Origin of the sequence: Paraburkholderia sp. BL25I1N1 (genome assembly GCF_003002025.1) — a bacterium.
Classification (GTDB): domain Bacteria; phylum Pseudomonadota; class Gammaproteobacteria; order Burkholderiales; family Burkholderiaceae; genus Paraburkholderia.
The window spans coordinates 210,165-217,138 of sequence record NZ_PVZB01000016.1 but is presented as its reverse complement, the minus strand read 5'-3'; the positions used below and the strand labels follow the sequence as shown (position 1 = coordinate 217,138).

5 protein-coding genes and 1 pseudogene are annotated in these 6,974 nt (G+C 62.9%); 3 read left to right on the top strand and 3 right to left on the bottom strand.

Annotated elements, in window-relative coordinates; genetic code table 11:
• Together B0G73_RS24560 and B0G73_RS24555 are read left to right on the top strand one after the other, a co-directional pair.
• Positions 1–128: pseudogene (locus B0G73_RS24560) on the top strand (electron transfer flavoprotein subunit alpha/FixB family protein); the annotation flags it as partial.
• Between the two features lie 102 nt (positions 129–230).
• Positions 231–2,021 carry an acyl-CoA dehydrogenase gene (locus tag B0G73_RS24555; RefSeq protein WP_106283822.1) on the top strand — a complete coding sequence of 597 codons (1,791 nt, stop codon included), beginning with the start codon at positions 231–233 and terminating at the stop codon, positions 2,019–2,021.
• A 124-nt stretch (positions 2,022–2,145) separates the two neighbouring features.
• On the opposite strand, the gene B0G73_RS24550 is transcribed toward B0G73_RS24555, so the two are convergent.
• Positions 2,146–3,432: a D-amino acid dehydrogenase gene (locus tag B0G73_RS24550; protein ID WP_106283821.1), complete on the bottom strand. Its 1,287-nt coding sequence runs from the start codon at positions 3,430–3,432 to the stop codon at positions 2,146–2,148.
• 167 nt (positions 3,433–3,599) lie between these two features.
• Between B0G73_RS24550 and B0G73_RS24545 the strand changes: the two genes are divergently transcribed.
• Positions 3,600–4,088 carry an Lrp/AsnC ligand binding domain-containing protein gene (locus tag B0G73_RS24545; RefSeq protein WP_106283820.1) on the top strand — a complete coding sequence of 163 codons (489 nt, stop codon included), beginning with the start codon at positions 3,600–3,602 and terminating at the stop codon, positions 4,086–4,088.
• Between the two features lie 113 nt (positions 4,089–4,201).
• Here B0G73_RS24545 and B0G73_RS24540 read toward each other — a convergent pair whose 3' ends face one another.
• Both B0G73_RS24540 and B0G73_RS24535 read right to left on the bottom strand, forming a co-directional pair.
• Positions 4,202–5,248: a helix-turn-helix domain-containing protein gene (locus B0G73_RS24540; protein WP_106283819.1), complete on the bottom strand. Its 1,047-nt coding sequence runs from the start codon at positions 5,246–5,248 to the stop codon at positions 4,202–4,204.
• A 179-nt stretch (positions 5,249–5,427) separates the two neighbouring features.
• A complete protein-coding gene (locus B0G73_RS24535; RefSeq protein ID WP_106283818.1) occupies positions 5,428–6,954 on the bottom strand; it encodes an amidase in 1,527 nt (508 codons plus the stop codon).
• Between the last annotated feature and the right edge of the window lie 20 nt (positions 6,955–6,974).

Below are 6,974 nucleotides of genomic sequence, written 5' to 3'. Positions count from 1 at the left end.
TGAAAGACAGCAAGGTGATCGTTGCGATCAATAAAGACGAAGAAGCGCCGATCTTCAGCGTCGCCGATTACGGACTGGTGGGCGATCTGTTCACGGTCGTGCCCGAGCTCGTTAGCGAACTCGGCTAAGCGCCGTAACGCCGCATAAAAGGCGTCTGGCAGCACAGGAAGGGCGCGGGACCGATCGAGTCCAGCGCCCTTTTTTATATCAGAAGCGGGAGGAGAACTGAAATGAGCTATACGGCGCCCATCAAGGACATGCTGTTCGTGATGAAAGAACTGGCCGGTCTCGAAGACATCGCGAGCTTGCCGGGCTTCGAAGACGCGAACCTCGAAACGGCGCAAGCCGTCCTCGAAGAATCGGCGAAACTGTGCGGCGGCGTGCTGGCGCCGCTGAATGTCGAAGGCGATCGCAATCCGAGTAGCTGGAAAGACGGCGTGGTCACCGCGACGCCCGGCTTCAAGGAAGCGTTTCGCCAGTTCGGCGAAGGCGGCTGGCAAGGCGTGCAACATCCCGTCGATTACGAAGGCCAGGGCCTGCCGAAGCTGATCGCGACGCCGTGTGTCGAAATGCTCAACGCGTCGAACCTGTCGTTCGCGCTGTGTCCGCTGCTGACCGACGGCGCGATCGAAGCGCTGCTCACCGCCGGCACCGAAGCGCAAAAACAAACCTATGTGCCCAAGCTGATTTCCGGTGAGTGGACCGGCACGATGAACCTGACCGAGCCGCAGGCCGGGTCCGATCTCGCGCTGGTGCGCACGCGCGCCGAGCCGCAGGGCGACGGTTCGTTCAAGCTGTTCGGCACGAAGATTTTCATTACGTGGGGCGAGCACGACATGGCGAAGAACATCGCGCATCTCGTGCTGGCGCGCACACCGAATGCACCGGAGGGCGTGAAAGGCATTTCGCTCTTTATCGTGCCGAAGTTTCTCGTCAACGAAGACGGTTCGCTCGGCGAGCGCAACGACGTGCATTGCGTCTCGATCGAACACAAGCTCGGCATCAAGGCGAGCCCGACCGCGGTGCTGCAATTCGGCGACCACGGCGGCGCGATCGGTCATCTGATCGGCGAGGAGAATCGCGGCCTCGAGTACATGTTCATTATGATGAACGCGGCCCGTTTTGCTGTCGGCATGCAAGGCGTCGGCATTTCGGATCGCGCTTACCAGAAGGCCGTGGCGTACGCGAAAGATCGCGTGCAAAGCCGTCCCGTGGATGGTTCCGCGAAGCAATCAGTCGCGATCATTCAGCACCCCGACGTGCGCCGTATGCTCGCGACCATGCGCGGCCTCACCGAAGCATCGCGCGCCCTGGCCTATGTGGCCGCGGCGCACTGCGACATCGCGCATCGTCATCCCGACGAAGCAACGCGCGCGGAGCATCAGGCGATCTATGAATACCTCGTGCCGATCGTGAAGGGCTGGAGCACGGAGTTGTCGATCGATGTCACGAGCCTCGGCGTGCAGGTACACGGCGGCATGGGCTTTATCGAAGAAACCGGCGCGGCGCAGTACTACCGTGATGCGCGCATTCTGCCGATCTACGAAGGCACGACCGCGATTCAGGCCAACGACCTGATCGGCCGCAAGACCGTGCGCGACGGAGGCAAGGTGGCGAAGTCGCTGCTCGCCGAGGTGGCTGCGACGATTGAGGCACTCGGCGCGCAGCAAGGCCCGGTGTTCGACTCGATGAAGAAGTACCTCGCGCAGGGCTATCAATCGTTGGGCGCCGCGGTGGATTTCGTTGTCGCCAATACGAAGGGCGATCCGAACGCGGTGTTCGCCGGCAGCGTGCCGTATCTGAAACTCGCGGGCGTCGTGCTGGGCGGCTGGCAGATGGCGCGTGCGTTGCTGGTGGCGGCTCAAAAGCGCGACGAAGACCCTTCGTTCTACGGCGCCAAGATCGCGACCGCGCAGTTTTACGCCGAGCATGTGCTGCCGCTGGCGTCGGCGTTCGAGGCGTCGATCGTCAACGCGAAGGGTGGAGAGAGTGTGCTGGCTTTGTCGGAAGATCAGTTCTGACGCGGCTTCTCACATCGCTTGAAAAAACAAACGGCGCCTTGACGGGCGCCGTTTGTTTTTGTGGCGCTGGTCTGTGAGATCACGAACCAGCGCTACCGTTCTGGTGAAGCGTCGCTGCTAAAACTTAGGCATAAGCCGGGCGAGGCGCGGCACCAACCTCGCCGAGATAGCGATGCACCGACAGATCGTCCGCCTTGATGGCCGGTTGCTTGCCCGACATCACGTCGGCGAGCAGTTGGCCCGACCCGCACGACATCGTCCAGCCCAGCGTGCCGTGGCCCGTGTTGAGGAACAGGTTCGGCACGGGAGTGCGGCCGACGATCGGCGTGCCGTCCGGCGTCATCGGGCGCAGACCGGTCCAGAAGGTCGCCTTCGACGTATCGCCGCCGCCCGGGAACAGATCGTTCACGCACAGTTCCAGCGTTTCGCGGCGCGCCTGGCGCAACGATTTGTCGAAGCCGACAATCTCGGCCATGCCGCCCACACGAATCCGGTCGTCGAAACGCGTGATCGCGATCTTGTAGGTTTCGTCGAGCACGGTGGACACCGGCGCCGACGCTTCGTTGACGATCGGCGCGGTAATCGAATAACCCTTGAGCGGATAAACCGGAATCTTCACGAGACCGGACAGGAAGCCGGTCGAATACGAGCCCAGCGCGACGACGAACGAATCCGCGCGCACCAGTTCTTCGCCGCACTTCACGCCGGCGATGCGGTCGCCGGCCATAGCGAGTGCGTCGATCGGCGTGTTGTAGCGGAATTTGACGCCAAGTTCTTCAGCCAGCGCGGCGAGGCGCGTGGTGAACATCTGGCAGTCGCCGGTTTCGTCGCCCGGCAGGCGCAGACCGCCGGTCAGCTTGTGCGACACCGCGGCGAGCGCCGGTTCGGCCCGCGCGAGTTCGGCCGGCGACAGCAGTTCGTACGGCACATTGGCTTCCTGCAGCACGGCGATGTCTTTCGCGGCGCCATCGAATTGCTGCTGCGTGCGGAACACCTGCAGCGTGCCGCCGGTGCGGCCTTCGTATTGAATGCCGGTTTCCGCGCGCAGAGCTTGCAGGCAGTCGCGGCTGTATTCGGCGAGGCGGACCATGCGGCCCTTGTTCACCGCATAGCGCGACGACGTGCAGTTCTGCAGCATCTGCCACATCCATTGCAACTGGAATTGCGTGCCGTCGAGGCGGATTGCCAGCGGCGCGTGTTTCTGGAACATCCACTTGACGGCCTTCAGCGGCACGCCAGGCGCGGCCCACGGCGACGCATAGCCGGGCGAGATCTGGCCCGCATTGGCGAAACTGGTTTCGAGCGCCGGGCCGGCCTCGCGATCGATCACGGTCACTTCGTGCCCCGCGCGCGCCAGGTAATACGCGCTGGTCACGCCGACGACGCCACTGCCCAAAATGACGACTCGCATAGATGCTCCAGGTATTCAAATGAGGTCTGAGGACGGTGCGCTTGTCGATTCGGTGGAATTCGTTCGATTAACAAGGTGTATCGCGGATCGCCCAGTGTTAACCGCTATACTATTAACAGTCAGGCAGGTTTTGTTATTGTATTTTCAAGATTTTCAGCAAAAACACCATGCGTACACAGCGCCAACCGGTCCGGGCCCTCGACAAGCTTGATCGCAAGATCCTGCGGCTGCTGCAGCAGGACGGCCGCATCGCCATGAAGGATCTGGCCGAACAGGTCGGACTGTCAGTCACGCCATGTATCGAGCGCGTCAAGCGCATGGAGCGCGACGGCGTGATCACCGGTTACCACGCGCGCGTGAATCCCGCGGAGTTGGGCGCGGCGCTGCTGGTGTTCGTCGAGATCACGCTGGATCACAAGAGCGGCAACATGTTCGACCAGTTCCGCCGTGAGGTGCAGAAGATTCCCGAGGTGCTGGAATGCCATCTGGTGTCGGGCGATTTCGACTATCTGATCAAGGCGCGCATCGGCGAAATGGCCGATTACCGGAAGCTGCTAGGCGATATCCTGCTGCAACTGCCAGGCGCGGTGCAGTCGAAGAGCTACGTGGTGATGGAGGAGATCAAGGAGACGCTGACGATTCCGGTAGGGGATTGATCCGCGACAGGAGGTCTGGCCGGGATTCGTTAAATCTGCATGTGCAGCCAAACCAGTTGTGCAGACCACGGCCAGGCAATCTCACGTTGCGGCGAGTGGGCCGTACACACGCATCATCGGTCGTCGGGACGTGTCACCGCCCGATTGCGCCATTCGCGCGGCGATGTCTCGAAGCGCTCACGGAATGCGCGACTAAAATGCGACATGTCGTTAAACCCCCACCGCAACGCGATATCGGACACGCGCAGCACCGCGCACTGCGGATTCGCGAGATCCTCCGCACAGCGTTCGAGCCGGAAGTTCCATACGTAACGCATCAGCGACGTGTTCTCAGCCTCGAACAGCTTGTTGATGTATCGCGACGAAATTCCGATCGCCTGCTCGATCATCGTTGGGTTCAACTCCGGGTCCCGCAGGTGCTCGAGCAGATGTCGCTTTACGCGCGTTAACGTTAGCGCCTTCATCCTTGATTGCACGACATCGTTGCGCTGCAGGTTCCCGAGTGTCATTGCGATCAAAGAAATCGCGGTGTCCGACAACTGCAGCATCTCGTCCTCGGACACATGGCGGATCTGCAACGACATCTGCTCCAGAAAACCACGCATCACGCTGCCGACGCCCTGCGCGGTAGGAATCGGGCACGCGGTGCGGTGCTCCATCCCGACGACGAGCTGGTTCAAAGTCGTGCGCGGAATGCTGACGACGATCTCGCGCCACGACTGTCCGAACTGAAGGTGATGGGGGCGTGTCGCGTCGTAGATCGCGAAATCCCCCGGATGCAGCGTGACGATCTTGCCGTCTTGCTCGACAGATTGACTGCCCTCGAGCATCAGCACCGCGAAGTATTTGTCCTCGTACTCGCTGCGCGCCTGCCGATAGCGCCGGATCACCGCCTGCTCGCTCGCATGGATCTCCGAGATCCGCAGCTTGTCGCATTTGCGCTGCCGCACCTGTCCGAAGAAATCGGCCTTCTGCACGGCCGCGATCTGCACGTCCGCGAATAGGCGCAGGATCATCTCGCGCCAGAATTCGATGCGCTGGCCGATCGAGCCGTCGGCTGCCAGCTCGATCGACGAACTCGTCCACTCGAACGGCGCCCCGCCGGACACGACGTTCGGTACGGCGTCGCGCTCGGCGGGAATGATCGGTCGCATCGTCATGATCGTGCCCCAACATGGATAAGCGAACGGGGGATCCGGTAGCGTGCCCGTTCAAAAAGTCATTGTCCAACCGGTCCGGCAGCTTACGTCACGTCCTGCGCCGGCGCGACGCCCAACGTAGCGGCCCCGCTCGTTCGCAAAAGCCACACTGCCGGTCACGCCGACGCGCGTCGCAGGCCTCAGGCGAGCGCTGTTTGCCGCCAGTCGGACGACTGTTCATATGCATACGCGCACCGATAGATCGTCGCCTCGTCGAAACGGCGGCCGACCAGTTGCAGCCCGATCGGCAGATCCTCGGCAACCCCGCACGGCAGCGACATTGCCGGATGCCCGGACACGTCGAACGGGGCGGTGTTCGCGAGCATCTCGAACGCGCGCGTCAGCGATTCCGACATCGTGCAACCGGGTTCCGGCAGCTTCGACGCGCGCATCGGCACTGTCGGCATCAGCAGAAGATCGTACGATTGCAGCGCCGCGTCGTAATCCGCGCGCAGCCGCCGCGCGAGGTTCTGGCACTTCGCGTAATAACGCCCGCGATACCGGCTCGTGAAGTACTCGCCGAGCAGCATCGTCACCTTCACGGTATCCGGCAGCTCGTCGGCGCGTTCGCGCCAGCCCGCGTGGTGATCGATCATCCCTGTCATGTACAGGCCGCCCCAGTTGAAGCCGTGGCTATTGCCCTTCATCATCTGCTGGGTTGCGCCTTCGGCCGCGATCGGCAGCCAGATCGCGGTGCCCGTCGCATGCAGTGGCACGGACACCTCCTCGACGCTCGCGCCGAGCTTGCGAAGCCGATGCACGGCGAGTAGCACCGCCTCGTCGACTATGGGTTCCGCATTCGCGAGCCCGAACCCTTCTCGCAGTATCCCGATCCGCAGCCCAGCGACGCCGTCGCGGATCGCGCCGAGATAATCGGCGCGCGGCGGCAGCGCCTGCTGGCGCGGATCGAGTCCGTCGTAGCCGGCGATCACGTCGAGCAGCAGCGCATTGTCGAGCACGTTGTTGGTCATCGGTCCGAGATGGTCGACGGTCGCCTCGATCGGCATCGCGCCGGTGTACGGGACGAGCCCGTGCGTCGGCTTCATCCCGTAGACACCGCAATACGCGGACGGAATCCGCACCGAGCCACCCTGGTCGCTGCCGAGCGCCATGTCGACCTCACCGCTCGCGAGCAGCGCACCGCTGCCGGACGACGAGCCGCCGGCCGAATGCCCGCGCTTGCGCGGGTTGTACACCGGCCCGGACGCGCTCGTGTGCGAGCCGCCAGAAAAGCAGTAATACTCACAAGTGGATTTTCCGGCGACCGTCGCGCCGGCATCGAGCATCCGCGTGACGACGGTCGCGTCGACGTCCGGCACGTAGCCCTCGAACGTGCTCGCACCGTTGCGCATCGGTACGCCGGCCACGCAGATGTTGTCCTTCACCGCGACGGTCTTGCCGCGCAGCTTGCCGTCGGGCGCACCGTGGATGGTGCTCTTGCGCGCCCACGCGCCGTAGCGGTTCTCGTCTCCTTCCGGGCGATAACCGGGCGTGCGTCGATACGCGACGGTCGGCAGATAGTCGGGCAGCGCGTCGATCGCGTCGTACGCATCGAAATTCGCCTGCAGCGCTTCGTCGTAATCGGCGAGCTGCCGTTGATCGACATGGAAGCCGAAGCCGGCTGCGATGTCGAGAAGTTGTTCACGGGTCGGCCGCTTGATAGCCATCAATGTTCTCCAGATCGGTA

What these genes read in the sequence shown, in the direction of transcription:
- B0G73_RS24555 (WP_106283822.1), top strand. Translation starts at nt 231, where the DNA reads ATGAGCTATACGGCGCCCATCAAGGACATGCTGTTCGTGATGAAAGAA.
- B0G73_RS24550 (WP_106283821.1), bottom strand. Translation starts at nt 3,432, where the DNA reads ATGCGAGTCGTCATTTTGGGCAGTGGCGTCGTCGGCGTGACCAGCGCG.
- B0G73_RS24545 (WP_106283820.1), top strand. Translation starts at nt 3,600, where the DNA reads ATGCGTACACAGCGCCAACCGGTCCGGGCCCTCGACAAGCTTGATCGC.
- B0G73_RS24540 (WP_106283819.1), bottom strand. Translation starts at nt 5,248, where the DNA reads ATGACGATGCGACCGATCATTCCCGCCGAGCGCGACGCCGTACCGAAC.
- B0G73_RS24535 (WP_106283818.1), bottom strand. Translation starts at nt 6,954, where the DNA reads ATGGCTATCAAGCGGCCGACCCGTGAACAACTTCTCGACATCGCAGCC.